The sequence below is a fragment of the Kitasatospora purpeofusca genome, from assembly GCF_042691725.1.
GTDB classification, from domain to species: domain Bacteria; phylum Actinomycetota; class Actinomycetes; order Streptomycetales; family Streptomycetaceae; genus Kitasatospora; species Kitasatospora purpeofusca_B.
Genome location: NZ_CP170483.1, coordinates 1608754 through 1623976, shown reverse-complemented (window position 1 = coordinate 1623976; position 15223 = coordinate 1608754). Strand labels below are relative to the sequence as shown.

The 15223-nt window shown below is 74.5% G+C and carries 11 protein-coding genes; 2 read left to right on the top strand and 9 right to left on the bottom strand.

The features are described 5' to 3' along the window. Nucleotides 1–25 precede the first annotated feature (25 nt). The 8 genes from ACFCLZ_RS06440 to ACFCLZ_RS06405 form a co-directional block, all read right to left on the bottom strand. Entirely contained in the window at nucleotides 26–2371 is a 2346-nt protein-coding gene (locus tag ACFCLZ_RS06440) for an arylsulfatase (RefSeq protein ID WP_380283753.1), read from the bottom strand. Beyond that, nucleotides 2368–4023 carry an ABC transporter ATP-binding protein gene (locus ACFCLZ_RS06435; RefSeq protein WP_380283752.1) on the bottom strand — a complete coding sequence of 552 codons (1656 nt, stop codon included), beginning with the start codon at nucleotides 4021–4023 and terminating at the stop codon, nucleotides 2368–2370. The genes ACFCLZ_RS06440 and ACFCLZ_RS06435 overlap by 4 nt, the downstream gene beginning before the upstream one ends. Further along, nucleotides 4020–4880 (bottom strand): ABC transporter permease, encoded by an 861-nt coding sequence (locus ACFCLZ_RS06430; RefSeq protein WP_380283751.1) that lies wholly within the window; start codon nucleotides 4878–4880, stop codon nucleotides 4020–4022. The genes ACFCLZ_RS06435 and ACFCLZ_RS06430 overlap by 4 nt, the downstream gene beginning before the upstream one ends. Before the next feature lie 3 nt (nucleotides 4881–4883). After that, nucleotides 4884–5828, bottom strand: coding sequence for an ABC transporter permease (locus tag ACFCLZ_RS06425; protein WP_380283750.1), 945 nt, complete (start codon nucleotides 5826–5828; stop codon nucleotides 4884–4886). Between the two features lie 17 nt (nucleotides 5829–5845). Further along, entirely contained in the window at nucleotides 5846–7429 is a 1584-nt protein-coding gene (locus ACFCLZ_RS06420) for an ABC transporter substrate-binding protein (protein ID WP_380283749.1), read from the bottom strand. Further along, nucleotides 7426–8694: an ROK family protein gene (locus tag ACFCLZ_RS06415; protein WP_380283748.1), complete on the bottom strand. Its 1269-nt coding sequence runs from the start codon at nucleotides 8692–8694 to the stop codon at nucleotides 7426–7428. The genes ACFCLZ_RS06420 and ACFCLZ_RS06415 overlap by 4 nt, the downstream gene beginning before the upstream one ends. A gap of 28 nt (nucleotides 8695–8722) precedes the next feature. Next, nucleotides 8723–9700, bottom strand: coding sequence for a TauD/TfdA dioxygenase family protein (locus tag ACFCLZ_RS06410; protein WP_380283746.1), 978 nt, complete (start codon nucleotides 9698–9700; stop codon nucleotides 8723–8725). A 530-nt stretch (nucleotides 9701–10230) separates the two neighbouring features. Further along, nucleotides 10231–10464, bottom strand: coding sequence for a hypothetical protein (locus tag ACFCLZ_RS06405; RefSeq protein ID WP_380283745.1), 234 nt, complete (start codon nucleotides 10462–10464; stop codon nucleotides 10231–10233). Nucleotides 10465–10655: 191 nt separating this feature from the next. Between ACFCLZ_RS06405 and ACFCLZ_RS06400 the strand changes: the two genes are divergently transcribed. After that, nucleotides 10656–11246 (top strand): hypothetical protein, encoded by a 591-nt coding sequence (locus tag ACFCLZ_RS06400; RefSeq protein ID WP_380283744.1) that lies wholly within the window; start codon nucleotides 10656–10658, stop codon nucleotides 11244–11246. A gap of 146 nt (nucleotides 11247–11392) precedes the next feature. Continuing rightward, nucleotides 11393–12766, top strand: a complete 1374-nt coding sequence (locus ACFCLZ_RS06395; RefSeq protein WP_380283742.1) for an NAD(P)/FAD-dependent oxidoreductase — start codon at nucleotides 11393–11395, stop codon at nucleotides 12764–12766. Nucleotides 12767–12820: 54 nt separating this feature from the next. Here the strand turns inward: ACFCLZ_RS06395 and ACFCLZ_RS06390 are convergent, their stop codons facing one another. Next, nucleotides 12821–15211: an ATP-binding cassette domain-containing protein gene (locus ACFCLZ_RS06390; RefSeq protein ID WP_380283741.1), complete on the bottom strand. Its 2391-nt coding sequence runs from the start codon at nucleotides 15209–15211 to the stop codon at nucleotides 12821–12823. Nucleotides 15212–15223 lie beyond the last annotated feature (12 nt).

Below are 15223 nucleotides of genomic sequence, written 5' to 3'. Positions count from 1 at the left end.
CTTCGGAGGATAGCGTGATGATCCGCTATTCGAAGGCGGCGGCGGCCTCCCGAAGGGCGTCGGCGACGGTCGCGGGGTCGTCGGGGGCGGGGTCGCCGGGCCGGTAGGTGACGGCGCGCAGGCCGCCGCTGTAGCGGAAGGAGCGGTGGCGCTCGTACAGCGGCCAGGAGACCGGGGACTTCCGGTCGACGCCGACGCTGATGCCCTGGAACGGCGCCATCCCGATGAGCTGGTGGACCGGGCCGAGCCGGCCGGCCTCGGCGCCGTCCACCAGGAGGCGGAACTCCCAGCGCAGGCCCGCCACGGCCGTCGCCTCGACGGTGACCAGGCGGGCGCCGGGGGCGAGCGGGCCGGCGTCGGCCTCGAAGAGCTCGCCGTACTGGTTGTAGGCGAAGCGCAGCCGGCCGTCCTCGACGTACAGGCTGTAGCCGCCGCCCTGGTCGCCGTGCGAGACCAGCACGCCCGCGTCCTCGGCTCCGTGCCGGGCGAGTTCGACCTCGATGGCGAAGGAGCGGAAGGAGATCAGCCGCGACGAGCGGTACCGCTCCAGCTCGGGGGTGCCGGCCAGCAGTCGCAGCGGGCGGCGCAGCCGGGCGTCGTCGGGGTGGCGGCGGGCGAGCGCGCCGCTGCCGTCGGAGAGCGGGAAGACGCCGTTGCGCCGGGCGGCGGCCTCCCAGGCGGCGGACAACTCCTTGACCAGGCCGGGGTGTTCGGCGGCGAGGTCGTGGATCTCGGTGGGGTCGGTGCGCAGGTCGTGCAGCGCCCATTCGCCGTCGTCGTACGGGGCGCCGGGGCGGTGCAGGGTGACGAGCTTCCAGCCGTCGCGGTAGTAGCTGCGGTTGCCGGTCATCTCGCAGTACTGCTCGGGGTGGGTGGAGCCGGCGGCCGGGTCGCGCAGTACGGAGGCGAAGGCGAAGCCGTCCAGGGACTGCACGGCGGTCCCGCCGCGCCGCGCGGGCCGTTCGACGCCGGCCAGGTCGAGCAGGGTGGGCAGCAGGTCGGTGACGTACTGGTACTGGGTGCGCACGCCGGGGTCGCCCTCGGCGCGCGGGAGGCCGGCGGGCCAGGAGAGCACGAAGGGGACGCGGACGCCGCCCGCGTGGGTCTGGCCCTTGTAGAGGCGGAACGGGGTGTTGGAGGCCATGCCCCAGCCGCGCGGGTAGTGGACCAGCGAGCGCGGGCCGCCGATCAGTTCGACCTCCCGTTCGACGTCGGGGTTCCAGTCCTCGGGGAGGTCGGGGTGGTGGACGAAGCGGCTGAAGTAGCTGCGGGTGCCCTCGGCGCCGCCCTCGCCGGTGCCGCCGTTGTCGGAGGTGAACACCACGATGGTGTTGTCGAGTTCGCCGAGCGCGTCGAGGGTGTCCAGCAGCCGGCCGAGGTTCTGGTCGACGTTGTCGACCATGGCGGCGTAGACCTCCATGTAGCGGGCGTAGAGCTGCCGCCGGGAGGGCGTGAGCTCGCTCCACGGGCCGACCTCGTAGCCGGATTCGGCGTTGCGCTCCGGCAGTTCGGTGCCGGGCGGGAAGTGGCCGGCGGCGAGCTGGCGGGCGAACCGGGCGGCGCGCAGTTCGTCCCAGCCGTCGTCGTAGCGGCCCCGGTGGCGGGCGAGGTCCTCGGGTTTGGCCTGCAGCGGGCCGTGCACGGCGTTGTGGGCGAGGTAGAGGAAGAACGGCTTGTCGCTGTCGTGGGCGCGCAGCGAGGTCACCATGTCGATGGCGCGGTCGGTGATGTCGTCGGTGTAGTAGTAGCCGTCGGGGAGTTCGTCGATGTCCAGCGGGCTGTTGTCGCGGACGAGTTGGTGCGGGTGGAAGAGGCTGGTGAGGCCTTCCAGGACGCCGTAGTACTGGTCGAAGCCCTTCTGCAGCGGCCAGTTGGCGCGGTCGTCGGCGGCGTTGGAGGCGCAGTCGCGGGTGAGGTGCCACTTGCCGACGGCGTAGGTGGCGTAGCCGGCGTCGTGCAGCAGTTCGGCGAGGGTGGGGACGTCGTCGGCGATCGCCATGCCGTAGCCGGGGAAGCCGGGGTCGGCGTTGGCGACGAACGAGTAGCCGACCCGGTGCGGGTTGAGGCCGGTGAGCAGGGCCGCCCGGGCGGGCGAGCAGAGCGGCATGGTGTGGTAGTTGGCGAGTTTGACGCCGCGCTCGGCGAGGCCGTCGAGGGCCGGGGTGGGGATCTCGGCGCCGAACGGGCCGATGTCGCTGTACCCGAGGTCGTCGACCAGGACGACGACGATGTTGGGCGCGCCCTCGCGCGGGCGGACCCGGTCGGGCCAGGCGGGGGTGGACTCGCGGAAGGTGCGGCCGACGGTGCCGGGGAAGCCGGCGTAGGGGTCGCGGTACGGCGCGGCGTCGGGGGATTCGGGGGAGGCGGTCATGCGGTGCTCCGGGCGGTGAGGGTGGCGGGCCGGGGGTCCGGGCGAGGGGCGTCGGGGAGCGGGGCTTCCAAGCGCGGGACGGCGGCCAGGAGTTCGGCGGTGTAGGGATGTTCGGGCGCCGTGACGACCCGGTCGGCCGGTCCGGTCTCGACGATCCGGCCGCGGTGCATGACGGCGATCCGGTGGCTCACCTGCCGGACCACCGCGAGGTCGTGGGCGATGAACAGCAGGGCGAGGCCGAGGTCGCGCTGGAGGCGGGCGAGCAGGTCGAGCACCTGCGCCTGGACCGAGACGTCCAGCGCGGAGACCGGCTCGTCGCAGATCAGCACGCTCGGCTCGGGCGCCAAGGCCCGGGCGATACCGATGCGTTGGCGCTGCCCGCCGGAGAAGGCGCGCGGGTGGCGGTCGGCGCTTTCGGGGGCGAGGCCGACCTGTTCCAGCAGTTCGGCGACCCGCCGCCGGCGCGCGGCCCCCTCGCCCAGGCCGTGGGCGATCAGCGGCTCGGCGATGATCTGCCCGGCGGTCATCCGGGGGTTGAGGGAGGCGTACGGGTCCTGGAAGACCAGCTGCACCTCGCGCCGGGCGGCCTGCTCGCCGCCGCGCCCGAACTCCCGGCCCCGGAAGCGGATCTCGCCGCCGCTCGGGGCGTGCACCTGGACGAGCGCGCGGGCCAGCGTGGACTTGCCGGATCCGGACTCGCCGACCAGGCCGAGCGTCTCGCCGGGGTGCAGCGCCAGGTCGACGCCGTCCAGCGCGGTGACCTGGCGCCGACGCGAGCCGTAGGTCTTGCGCAGGCCGGTGACGGTGAGCAGCGGCTCGGGCCCGGGCGCGCTGTTGGCGGCGGCCTCCGAGGGGGCCTCCAGCCGGGGGACGGCGGCCAGCAGCTGCTTGGTGTAGGGGTGTTGGGGCGCGCCGAGCACCTCGGCGGTGTGGCCGGACTCGACCACCCGGCCGTTTCGCATGACCAGCAGCCGGCGGCAGGTCTGCGCGATCACCCCGAGGTCGTGGCTGATCACCACCAGCGCGGTGCCGGTCTCCCGGTTGATCCGGGTGAGCAGGCGCAGGATCTGCTGCTGGACGGTCGGGTCGAGGGCGGTGGTCGGTTCGTCGGCGACGAGCACCTCGGCGTCATTGGCCAGCGCGAGGGCGATCATGATGCGCTGGCGCTGGCCGCCGGAGAACTGGTGCGGGTGGTCGCGCAGCCGCCCGGCGGCGTCGGGGATGCCGACCAGATCGAGCAACTCCAGGGCCCGGGAGGCGCGTTCGCGCTTGTCGGGCCGGGTGCCGTGGGCCCGCAGCGCCTCGTCGAGCTGCTTGCCGACGGTGAGCACGGGGTTGAGCGAGGACATCGGGTCCTGGAAGACCATGGCGATCCGCCGGCCGCGCACGGCGCGCAGGGCGCTCTCGGGCAGGGCGGCGAGGTCCTGGCCGGCCAGCTCCACCGCGCCGCCGGTGATCCGGCCCCCGGCGGGGAGCATGTGCAGCAGGGCGAGCGCGGTGGTGGACTTGCCGGAGCCGGACTCGCCGACCAGGCCGAGGGTGTCCCCGGCGGCGAGGTCGAAGCCGACGCCGTCCACGGCGGTGGTGCCGTCGAACGCCACCGTGAGGTCGGTGACCCGCAGGACGGTGCGGTGGGGTGTGCTGCTGGTCATCGGCGGATCCCCCGGTTCAGGGCCTCGGCGATCAGCGTGAAGCCGAGCACCAGCGCGGTGGTCGCGGCCAGCGGGGCGGCCGCGAAGGTCGGATGGGTGGCGAGGTAGCCGACGGACTGGCTGAGGATCGAGCCGAGGGTCGGCTCCGGCGGGCGCACGCCGAGCCCGAGGAAGCTCATCGCACCCTCGATGAACACGCCGACCGACAGCGCCACCGCGGTCTGCACGATCAGCGGGTCGACGGCGTTCGGCAGCACGTGCCGCAGCAGCACCCGGCGCCGGGAGGCGCCGCCGACCCGGGCGGCCAGCGCGTACTCGCGCTCCCGCTGGACCAGGATGCCGGAGCGCAACTGGCGCCCGAACAGCGGGACTTCGGCGAGCGCGATGACGATGAAAACCGGCCAGCGGCCGGGGCCGAGCACGGCCGTGACGGCCAGCGCCAGGATCAGCCCGGGGAAGGCGAGCACCAGGTCGAAGGCCCGCTGGACGGCGGTGTCGGCCCAGCGGTGGGAGGCCGCGAGCAGGGCGAGCGAGCAGCCGAGCAGCGCGCCGACGGGCACGGCGCCGAAGGTCAGCGCGAGGTCGGTGGTGATGCCGTGCAGGACCCGGCTGAAGAGGTCCCGCCCGAGGTCGTCGGTGCCGAACGGGTGCTCGGTGCTGGGCCCGGCGAGCGCGAGCGGGCCCTGCGCGTCGGGGTCGCGGCCGGTGAGCAGCGGGGCGAGCAGGCCGGCCAGGGCGACGGTGCCGACCAGGGCGAGCCCGGTCAGGCCGCGCGCGGTGAGCAGCCCGGCGAGGTAGCGGTTGCGGGCGGTGGTGCGCGCGGGGCGCGCCGGGACGGGGGCGGTGAGGACGGTCATCGGTTACTCCCACCGGATCCGGGGGTCGAGCCAGGCGTACGCGAGGTCGGTGAGCAGTTGGACGGCGACGTAGCCGGCGACGATCAGCAGCAGCAGGGCCTGCACCACGGGGTAGTCGCGGCGCAGTACGCCCTGTTCGACGAGCTGGCCGAGCCCGGGCCAGGCGAAGATCCGCTCCACCAGCACCGCCCCGGCGACGAGGTGGCCGATCTGCAGGCCGAGCACGGTGACGGCGGAGGGCAGCGCGTTGGGCAGGGCGTGCCGCCAGACGATCCGGCGCCGCGGGACGCCGACGGCGGTGGCGGTGCGCACGTAGTCCTCGGCGAGCGCCCGTTCGATGCCGTCGGTGAGGTAGCGGGCGAGCACGGCGGCGCTGGGCAGGGCGAGGCAGACGGCGGGCAGCAGCAGGTACTGCAGCGCGAGGTCGGGGGCGTCGAGCAGGGACTCGTGGCCGCCGGCGGGCAGCAGTCCGAGGGTGACGGCGAACAGCAGCACCAGCAGCACGCCGGTGACGAACGGCGGCACGGCCAGCACGGCGGTGGTGAAGGCGCGCACGGCGGCGGCGACCGGGCGGCGCCGGGCGGTGGCACCGAGCACGCCCAGCGGCAGGGCCAGCAGGACGACCAGCAGCAGGGCGGCGGCGGTGAGTTGGACGGTCGCGCCGAGGCCGTCGCCGATCAGGTCGGCGACCTGGCCGCCGATCGCGTAGCTGGGGCCGAGATCGCCCGTGAGCAGATCGCCGAGCCAGCGCAGGTACTGGGACACCAGCGGTTGGTCCAGGCCGAGCCGGGCGCGGATCGCGGCGACGGCCTGCGGTCCGGCGTCGGGGCCGGCCAGCGTGGTGGCGGGGTCGCCGGGGATCAGGCGCAGGATGAGGAAGACCAGGAAGGAGGCGAGGAGGAGGACGAGCAGCCCGGAGGGCAGCCGCTTGAGGAGGAAGCTTCGCATGGGTTCGGGCCGTCCGGTCAGGCCGTGAGGTAGGCGTCGTCGAGGTTGAGGTAGCCGAACTTGTTGAGCGTGGCGCCGCGGACCCTGCCGCCGGCGACCTCGGTGAGGCCGGCGATGGCGAGGTCGATCACGAACTGCTCCGCCAGCAGGACGTCGGTGATCTGGCGGTAGAGCGCCTTGGCCTCGTCGCTGTCGCTGTCCGGCCGCTTCCAGGCGCGCTGGACGACGTCGGTGTAGGCGGGCGAGGTGAAGTGCGAGCTGTTCTTGGCCTCGTTGAACGGGTAGGCGCTCACCGCCAGGGTGGCGGGGTGGAGTTGGGCGAAGCCGTGGCTCAGCGTCCACAGCGCGGGCATGCTCTGGGCGATCAGCTGCTTCTGCATGGTGGGTGAGTCGGTGGGCTGCAGCACGGTCTCGATGCCGACCTGCTGGAGGTCGTACTGGAGGATCTGCGCGATGGCGGTGCTGCCGGGGTCGTTGCTGTGCGCGAACGGCAGGCTGATCCCGGAGAGGCCGGCGTCCTTGAGCAACTGCCGTGCGCGGTCCGGGTCGTGGCGGTAGTGGGCGGCGGCGTCCGCGGTGTACGCGGGGGAGGACTCGGGCCAGGGCGTGGCGGAGACGGTGCCGTAGCCGCCGAGCGCCTGCTGGACCAGCCGCTCGCGGTCGACGGCCCACGCGACGGCCTGGCGGACCCGCTGGTCGCCGACGTGCTCGGCGGCCAGGTTGACGCCGATGTAGTGGGCGCCGGAGCCGGTGTCGTAGGAGGTGATGCGGAACTGCGGGTCGCTCTTGAGGGTGGCGACGTCCTTGCCGCGGACGCTGTAGGACAGGTGGGTCTGGCCGGTCCTGAGCGAGGAGAGCAGTGATTCCGACTGGGGGACGACCCGGATCTCGACGCCGTCCAGGTAGGGGCGCTCCGGGTTCCAGTAGGAGGCGTTGCGGGCGAAGGTGATCGAGCTGCCGGGCTTGCGCTCGGTGAAGGTGTAGGGGCCGGTGCCGACCAGCTTCGTCCCGGCGAAGGCCTCCTCGACGGTGGCGGAGTCCGGGATGATCATGAACTCGAAGAGGTCGAAGAGGTTGCTCACCGGATGGGCGAGGACGAGCGTGAGCTCGAAGTCGCCGTTCTTGCGGAAGTCGGTGACGGCGGCGGCGGTGGAGCGCAACTGGGCGGAGCGGGCCGGGTTCTGCAGGTTCTTGACGGCGAACACCACGTCGTCGGCGGTGAACCGGCGCCCGCTGTGGAAGTTGACGTCCTCGCGCAGCTTGAGGGTGACGGCGGCGCCGTCCGGGGCGACCTGCCAGGAGGTGGCCAGCTCGGGCTGCGGCTTGAGCTGGTCGTCGTAGCGGGTCAGGGTGTTGAAGACCAGGCGCTGGACGAGCGTGTTGGCGCTCTGGGCGAACAGCAGGGCGGGGGTGAAGTCGACGCCGGCGCCGACCGTGAGGACGCCGCCGCGGCGCGGTCCCGTCGCGTCGCCGGCGGCCCGGCCGGCGGCGGTGTCGGCGGCCGAGCGGCAGGCGGCCAGGGTCAGCAGGCCGGCGCCGGCCAGGCCGCCGCGGAGCAGCGCCCGGCGGGAGAGCGGGGAGGCGGTGGGGAAGCTGGTCACGAGTGGGGTCCTCTGCGGGAAGGAGCTGTCGGGATCGGTCGGTGCGGCCGCGGGGAGGTCGTCAGGGAGTGCACCGGGCGGGCGTACAGGGCGCCGAGCGCGGCCGCCCCGGCGGCCACGGCGAGCACGTCGGCGCCGCGCCGCTGGGTGATCACCAGGTCGGCGTCGCGCCGCAGGTGCGAGCTGCGCGCGAACGCGGCGCGCACCACGTCCAGATAGGCCGGGTCGAGGGAGGTGAAGTGCTCGGTCAGGACCAGCAGATCGGGGTTGACCACGTCGGCCAGCAGGCCGAGCGCCCGGCCGACGGTCTCCGCGCGCCGTCGCACCAGCCGGTCGGCACGCGGGTCGCCGGCCCTGACGGCGGCCACCAGCGCGGTACGGTCGGGCCGTTCGGTGATCCCCTCGGCGGCCGCCGCCTCGAAGAGCGTGGTGTCCGAGGCGGCGGCCGCCAGACAGCCGGTCCGGCCGCAGTGGCACGGCGCGTCGCTGTCCGGCACCGGCAGGTGGGCGATGTCCCCGGTCGGCGAGGCCGGGCCGACGTGCACGGTGCCGGCCACGGCCAGCGCCGCGTCCACCACGTGGCCGACGAACAGGTGGACCATCGAGCGCCGGGCCGCCGGGTGCCCGAACAGGATCTCCGCCTGGGCCAGCGCCCGGGCGTGGTTGTCCACCTGGACGGGCAGCCCGGTGGCCTCGGTCAACAGCGCTCCGAGCGGCAGGTCCCGCCAGCCGAGCGGGTCATGACGGACGACCACTCCCCGCTCGCGGTCGACCGTGCCGCCGGCGACGGCGCCGAGGCCGACCACGGTGCGGCCGTCCGGGGCGCCGGCGAGCAGCCCGGGCAGCCGCTCCAGCAGCGGTCGCAGCACCGCCGGGCCGGTGCGGCCCCGGTTGCTCAACTCCCGGCGGTGCAGCACGTTTCCACGCGGGTCGAGGAAGGCGAAGGTGGTGTACGGCAGGCCGATGTGCAGGCCGGCCACCGCGATCCGGCCGGTGTCCACGTCCACCGGGAGCTGCGGGCGGCCGACCGCGCCGGCGCTCGGGGACGCCAACTCGGTCCGCTCGTGCAGCAGTCCGAGCCGGGCGAGGTCGACCACCTGTCGGGAGACGGCGGCCGGGCTGAGGCCGGTGAGCGCGGCGACCCGGCTGCGGGCCACCGGGCCGTGGTCCAGCACCGCCCGCAGGACGGCGGCGGCGTTGACGTCCCGCCGCGCGTCCCCGGTGCGCGGGCGGGCGGTGGTGGTGGTCGGGTCCTGCGTGAACATGCTTCGCCCTCCAGGGAGTTCAGGTCGCTCAGGAGTTCTGTGCGGCCTCCGCCTCCAGCTGCTCGGCCGGCACCAGCCCGGCCACCCGCGGCGGCTCCGCGGGCTCCAGCAGCCGGCTCACCGTGCCGTCCACGCCCGCCGGCAGGTCGCCGTCCAGGGTGATCCGGCGCACCAGGCGCGGCTCGTCGCCGTAGTCGTTGACGGCGTAGTGCTGGGTGGCGCGGTTGTCCCAGAGCGCGACGTCGCCGACCTGCCAGTCCCAGCGCACGGTGTTCTCCAGCCGCTCCACGTACCGCTGGAACAGCGTGATCAGCGCCTTGCTGTCGGCGCCCGGGACGCCCTGGATCCGCTGGGCGAAGGCGCCGAGCAGGAGGCTCCTCTCGCCGGTCACCGGGTGGACGCGGACCACCGGGTGCTCGGTCTTGAACGCGGTGGAGACGAACACCCGGCGGAAGAGGTCGGCGACCTCGGCGTTGTCGGCGAGCTCGGGGCGCAGCGCGAGGCTCGCCGCGTAGTCGTAGTCGTTGGTGTGCACGGCGCGCAGCGACTCGGCCAGCACCTTCAGCGGCTGCGGAAGGTCCTGGTAGGCGGCGGCGGTGTTGGCCCACACGGTGGAGCCGCCGGCCGGCGGCAGCTCCAGCGCGCGCAGGATCGAGGCCTTGGGGTAGGAGGGGACGAAGGTGACGTCGGTGTGCCAGTTGTTGGCGCGCACGCCCTTGGTGGCGTCCAGCTCGAAGACGTACCGGCCGTCGGCGCTCGGGACGGTCGGGTGACCGACCGGGTGGCCCAACAGGCGGGCGAACGCCTCGTGTTCGGCGTCGTCGAGGTGCTGCTGGCCGCGGAAGAACAGCACCTTGTGCTCGTACAGCGCGGCTTCGAGGGCGGTGACGGTCGCGGCGGGCAGGTCGCCGCCGAGGCGCACGTCGTGCACGATCGCGCCGATCCGGCCAGCGGCGGGGGTGAGGCGGAGGGCGGTGGTGGTGGCGGGGGTGGTGGCGGTGGGCATGGCGGTTCCTCGACTCTCGTGGAGCGGCATGGGGATGGCAGCGCGACGGGGACGGAGCGCAGCGGGATGCGCGGCAACGCCCCGGCGACGGACGCGGGCAGGGCGGTGGAACGGTGCGGGACGGCACACGCGTGCCGGGGGAGCGGGAGGCCGGACGGCCGGGCGTCAGCGGGCGAGTGCCCCGCGACAACAGCGACAGCGGTGGCGGGCCGGGGCGGTGCGGTGAACGGTGCTCATCGGCCCTCCTTCCGGGTCCGGGGCGCTGCGGGTGGGCTCGGCGCTCATCGTGCTGAAGCCCGTGCCTCCCTGTCAATCACCCGTTCTGCCTGGCGAGAAGGGGTGTTGCGGCTGTGTGGCGCCGCGTTGCGGGCGATGGTCGGGCGATGACGGGAGGGCTGCGGCGGCGTGTTCCCGCCCGTCGGGGGCGTGTCGGGATTACTAACTTTCGCAGCGGAAGAAACCCCGCCGGCGGCGGAAGGGCCCGCCCGGAGCGTGTCCGGGCGGGCCCTTCGGGGGCCGGGGCGGGCTGGTCAGACCCCCATCAGCCGGGCGAAGTCCAGGCCGAGGCCGCCGAGCACGGGGAGCGCGCCGAGGTCGGTGACGGCGCCGACCGGGATGCTGTAGCCCTGGTTGGCCTCCCGGGGGGCCGGCGCGGCGGCGGCCGGCGCGGTCGGGGCGGCGGCGCCGGCCGGTTCGGTCGGGGCGGCGGTGAACACGGCGGTGAGGGCCGCGGTGAGGGCGGCGAGCTGGGCGAGGGTGCGCACGGGGGCCTCCGGGGGGCGTGGGAACGGGCGTCCTGCCGAACGCGCGGAGAAGTCGTGCGGTCACGTGTCGTCCCTCCTTCGGCCGAGACCCGCCCCGTGAGCGCCCTGCCCGCCCCCGCCCCGGCTGTCGGTGCGGGCGGGCAGAATCGGCCCCGCGCACCCGGCGCGGCAGGACCGACAAAGGGGTGGACATGGCGAGGTACGTCACGGTGACGGCGGCGGTCACCATGGATCCGGCGCGGCTGCGGGAGTTCCTCCGCTCGCCGGTCGCCCCGCCCTCCACCAGGCCCGAGTCCGCCTGGAGCGGCCTCTGCGCCCCCTGGCACGACGAGGCCCTGCGCCGCCGGTACCGCGCCGAGCTGCCCGCCGCCCTCGCGGAGTGCGACCGCTGGACCGACGGCGACCACGCCGCCCTCCTCCACGGCCTCGCCGAGGACGGCGGCCTCACCCTCCGCCACGACGGGCCCACCGGCTCCCTCGCCGTCGACCTCGACACCCGCGTCGACTTCGAACTCCCCGGCCTGATCTGGGCGCTCACCGCCCTGCGCGGCCTGGCCGACGCCATGGCCGGCGAGGACACCGGCCTCGTCGAGCTCACCGCCGACTGGAGCGGCGGGACCGTACTGCTGCACCTGGCCCCGAAGCGCTCCGCCTTCCTCGACCCCGACCGGGACGCCGCCACCCTCGCCCGCGCCCGGAACGCGGCCTTCGACGCCCGCGCCGCCGCCGAGGCGGACGAGGGCGCGGAGGCCGCGGACGTCCTCGAACGCCTCCTGTCCTGACAGAGTGACCGGGCCCGGCCCCGGATTCTTGCAGGCTGTCGGTGGTTCGCGGACGGCGCGCGGGCGTACCGTCCCGGGAAACGGTCGGCGCGAGGTGGAGGTCGGGGTCCGTGGGATCCGGTGGCACGGGTGTGAACGGCGCGGGTGTGAACGGCGGAGTGTCCTTCTGGTGGGGCCGGCTCGGGCTGCCCGAGCCGCGGCCGGCGCTGCCCGGCAACCGCGAGGTCGACGTCTGCGTGGTCGGCGGCGGCTACACCGGCCTCTGGACGGCGTACTACCTCAAGAAGGCCGAGCCCGGACTGCGGATCGCCGTCCTGGAACAGCGCTTCTGCGGCTACGGCGCCTCCGGGCGCAACGGCGGCTGGCTCTACAACGGCTTCGCCGGACGCGGCGCCTTCGCCCGCCGCCACGGCCGGCAGCCCGCCGCCGCGATGCAGCGGGTGATGGACGCGGCGGTCGGCGAGGTCGCCGACACCCTGGACGCCGAGGGCATCGACGCCGACGTGGTGCGCGGCGGCGTGCTGGAGGTCGCCCGCACCCCCGCCCAACTCGCCCGCCTGCGCGAGTTCGCCGAGACCGAACGCGGCTACGGGCCCGACCGCGTCCAGGAGTTGAGCGCCGGCGAGACCGCCGGGCGGCTGCGCGTCGCCGGCGCCCTCGGCGGCGTCTGGAGCCCGCACGGCGCCCGCGTCCAGCCCGCCAAGCTCGCCGCCGGCCTCGCGGCGACGGTCGAGCGGCTGGGCGTCGACCTCTACGAGAGCACCCCGGTGACCGAGATCCGCGGCGGCCGCACACCCCGGGCGGTCACCCCGTACGGCACCGTCACCGCCCGGTACGTGCTGCGCGCCACCGAGGGCTTCACCTCGGGGCTCGCGGGCGAGCGGCGCACCTGGCTGCCGATGAACTCGGCGATGATCGCCACCGAGCCGCTCCCGCCGTCCTTCTGGGCCGAGGCCGGCTGGGAGGGCCGCGAGGTGCTCGGCGACTTCGCCCACGCCTACATGTACGCCCAGCGCACCGCCGACGACCGGATCGCCCTCGGCGGGCGCGGCGTCCCGTACCGCTTCGGCTCCGGGACGGACATCGACGGCGCCACCCAGCCCGCGACCGTCCGCCAACTCCGCGAGATCCTGCACGCGTTCTTCCCGGCCGCCCGCACCGCCCGGATCGAGCACGCCTGGGCCGGGGTGCTCGGCGTGCCCCGCGACTGGTGCGCCACCGTCGACCTGGACCGCCGCACCGGCCTCGGCTGGGCCGGCGGCTACGTCGGCAGCGGGGTGACCACCACCAACCTCGCCGGCCGCACCCTGCGCGACCTCGTCCTCGGCCACGACACCGAACTCACCCGCCTGCCCTGGGTCGGCCACACCGTCCGCCGCTGGGAGCCCGAACCCCTCCGCTGGCTCGGCGTCCACGCCCTCTACGCCGCCTACCACACCGCCGACCGCCAGGAGGCCGCCCGCCGCCGCCCCACCACCTCCCCGCTCGCCCGCCTCGCCGACACCATCGCCGGCCGGTAGCGGGGAAGGGCCCGGCCGGTCACCGGCCGGGCCCGGGCGCACCGGTGGGACGGCTCAGGCGCCGACGTACTCCGCCAGGTGCTGGGCGGTGAGGGTGCTGCGGGCGGCCACCAGGTCGGCGGGGGTGCCTTCGAAGACGATGCGGCCGCCGTCGTGACCGGCGCCCGGGCCGAGGTCGATGATCCAGTCGGCGTGGGCCATCACGGCCTGGTGGTGCTCGACGACGATGACGGACTTGCCGGAGTCGACGAGGCGGTCCAGCAGGGCGAGGAGCTGTTCGACGTCGGCCAGGTGGAGGCCGGTGGTCGGCTCGTCGAGGACGTAGACACCGCCCTTGTCGCCCATGTGGGTGGCCAGCTTCAGGCGCTGCCGCTCGCCGCCGGACAGGGTGGTGAGCGGCTGGCCGAGGCTGACGTAGCCGAGGCCGACGTCGACCAGGCGGGACAGGATGCGGTGGGCGGCGGGGGTGCGGGCCTCGCCGGTGGCGAAGAACGCCTCCGCCTCGGTCACCGGCATCGCCAGCACCTCGCTGATGTCCTTGCCGCCGAAGCGGTACTCCAGCACCGAGGCGTCGAACCGCCGGCCCTCGCAGTCCTCGCAGGTGGTGGCCACGCCGGCCATCATCGCCAGGTCCGTGTAGACGACGCCCGCGCCGTTGCAGGTCGGGCAGGCGCCCTCGGAATTGGCGCTGAACAGGGCCGGCTTGACCCCGTTGGCCTTGGCGAACGCCTTGCGTATCGGCTCCAGCAGGCCGGTGTAGGTGGCCGGGTTGCTGCGCCGCGAGCCGCGGATCTGGCTCTGGTCGACGGACACCACGCCCTCCCCGGCCGGGATCGAGCCGTGCACCAGCGAGCTCTTGCCGGAGCCGGCCACACCGGTGACGACGACCAGCACGCCGAGCGGGACGTCCACGTCGACGTCCCGCAGGTTGTGCGCGGAGGCGCCGCGCACGGCCAGCTTGCCGGTGGGCGTGCGCACCGCCTTCTTCACCTCGGCCCGGTCGTCCAGGTGCCGGCCGGTGACCGTGCCGGCCGAGCGCAGGCCCGCCAGCGAGCCCTCGTAGCAGATCGTGCCGCCCGCCGAACCCGCGCCCGGACCGAGGTCCACCACGTGGTCGGCGATCGCGATCACCTCGGGCTTGTGCTCCACCACCAGCACCGTGTTGCCCTTGTCCCGCAGCTGCCGCAGCAGGCCGTTCATCCGCTGGATGTCGTGCGGGTGCAGGCCGGTGCTGGGCTCGTCGAAGACGTAGGTGACGTCGGTGAGCGAGGAGCCGAGGTGGCGGATCATCTTCACCCGCTGCGCCTCGCCGCCCGACAGGGTGCCGGCCGGCCGCTCCAGCGAGAGGTAGCCGAGGCCGATCTCGACGAAGGAGTCGAGGGTCTGCCGCAGCGCGGCGAGCAGCGGGGCCACCGAGGGCTCCTCCAGGCCGCGCACCCACTCGGCGAGGTCGCTGATCTGCATCCGGCAGGCGTCGGCGATGCTGATCCCGCCGATCTTCGACGAACGGGCGGCCTCGGTCAGCCGGGTGCCGCCGCAGTCGGGACAGGAGGCGAAGGTCACCGCGCGGTCGACGAACGCCCGGATGTGCGGCTGCATCGCCTCCCGGTCCTTGGACAGGATGGACTTCTGGACCTTCGGGATCAGCCCCTCGTAGCTGACGTTGATGCCGCCGATCTTCACCTTGGTCGGCTCGCGGTGCAGGAAGTCCCGCAGCTCCCGCTCGCTGTAGTCGCGGATCGGCTTGTCCGGGTCGAGGAAGCCGGAGCCGCTGAAGACCCGCGTCATCCAGCCGTCCCCGGTGTAGCCGGGCACGGTGATCGCGCCCTCGGCGAGCGACCTGGTGTCGTCGTAGAGCTGGGTGAGGTCGATGTCGGAGACCGAACCCCGGCCCTCGCAGCGCGGGCACATGCCGCCGGTGACGGTGAAGCTGCGCCGCTCCTTCACCGTCCTGCCGCCGCGCTCCACGGTGACCGCGCCGGCCCCGCTGATCGAGGCGACGTTGAAGGAGAACGCCTTGGCCGAGCCGATGTGCGGCCGCCCGAGCCGGCTGAACAGGATCCGCAGCATCGCGTTGGTGTCGGTCGCGGTGCCCACGGTGGAGCGCGGGTCCGCGCCCAACCGCTGCTGGTCGACGATGATCGCGGTGGTCAGGCCGTCCAGCACGTCCACGTCGGGCCGGGCCACCGACGGCATGAAGCCCTGCACGAACGCGCTGTAGGTCTCGTTGATCAGCCGCTGCGACTCCGCCGCGACGGTGTCGAACACCAGGGAGCTCTTGCCCGAGCCGGAGACGCCCGTGAACACCGTCAGCCGGCGCTTGGGGATCTCGATGCTGACGTCCTTGAGGTTGTTCTCGCGCGCGCCGTGCACGCGGATCAGGTCGTGGGTGTCGGCCGCGTGCGGCCCGGGCGCCTGCGCGCCGCTCCTCGTGCCCGTGCTCATCGTCTCTCCGGT

Bases quoted from the DNA above. Each gene is read 5' to 3' on its own strand.
- ACFCLZ_RS06440 (WP_380283753.1), bottom strand. From the start codon at position 2,371: ATGACCGCCTCCCCCGAATCCCCCGACGCCGCGCCGTACCGCGACCCC.
- ACFCLZ_RS06435 (WP_380283752.1), bottom strand. From the start codon at position 4,023: ATGACCAGCAGCACACCCCACCGCACCGTCCTGCGGGTCACCGACCTC.
- ACFCLZ_RS06430 (WP_380283751.1), bottom strand. From the start codon at position 4,880: ATGACCGTCCTCACCGCCCCCGTCCCGGCGCGCCCCGCGCGCACCACC.
- ACFCLZ_RS06425 (WP_380283750.1), bottom strand. From the start codon at position 5,828: ATGCGAAGCTTCCTCCTCAAGCGGCTGCCCTCCGGGCTGCTCGTCCTC.
- ACFCLZ_RS06415 (WP_380283748.1), bottom strand. From the start codon at position 8,694: ATGTTCACGCAGGACCCGACCACCACCACCGCCCGCCCGCGCACCGGG.
- ACFCLZ_RS06410 (WP_380283746.1), bottom strand. From the start codon at position 9,700: ATGCCCACCGCCACCACCCCCGCCACCACCACCGCCCTCCGCCTCACC.
- ACFCLZ_RS06400 (WP_380283744.1), top strand. From the start codon at position 10,656: ATGGCGAGGTACGTCACGGTGACGGCGGCGGTCACCATGGATCCGGCG.
- ACFCLZ_RS06390 (WP_380283741.1), bottom strand. From the start codon at position 15,211: ATGAGCACGGGCACGAGGAGCGGCGCGCAGGCGCCCGGGCCGCACGCG.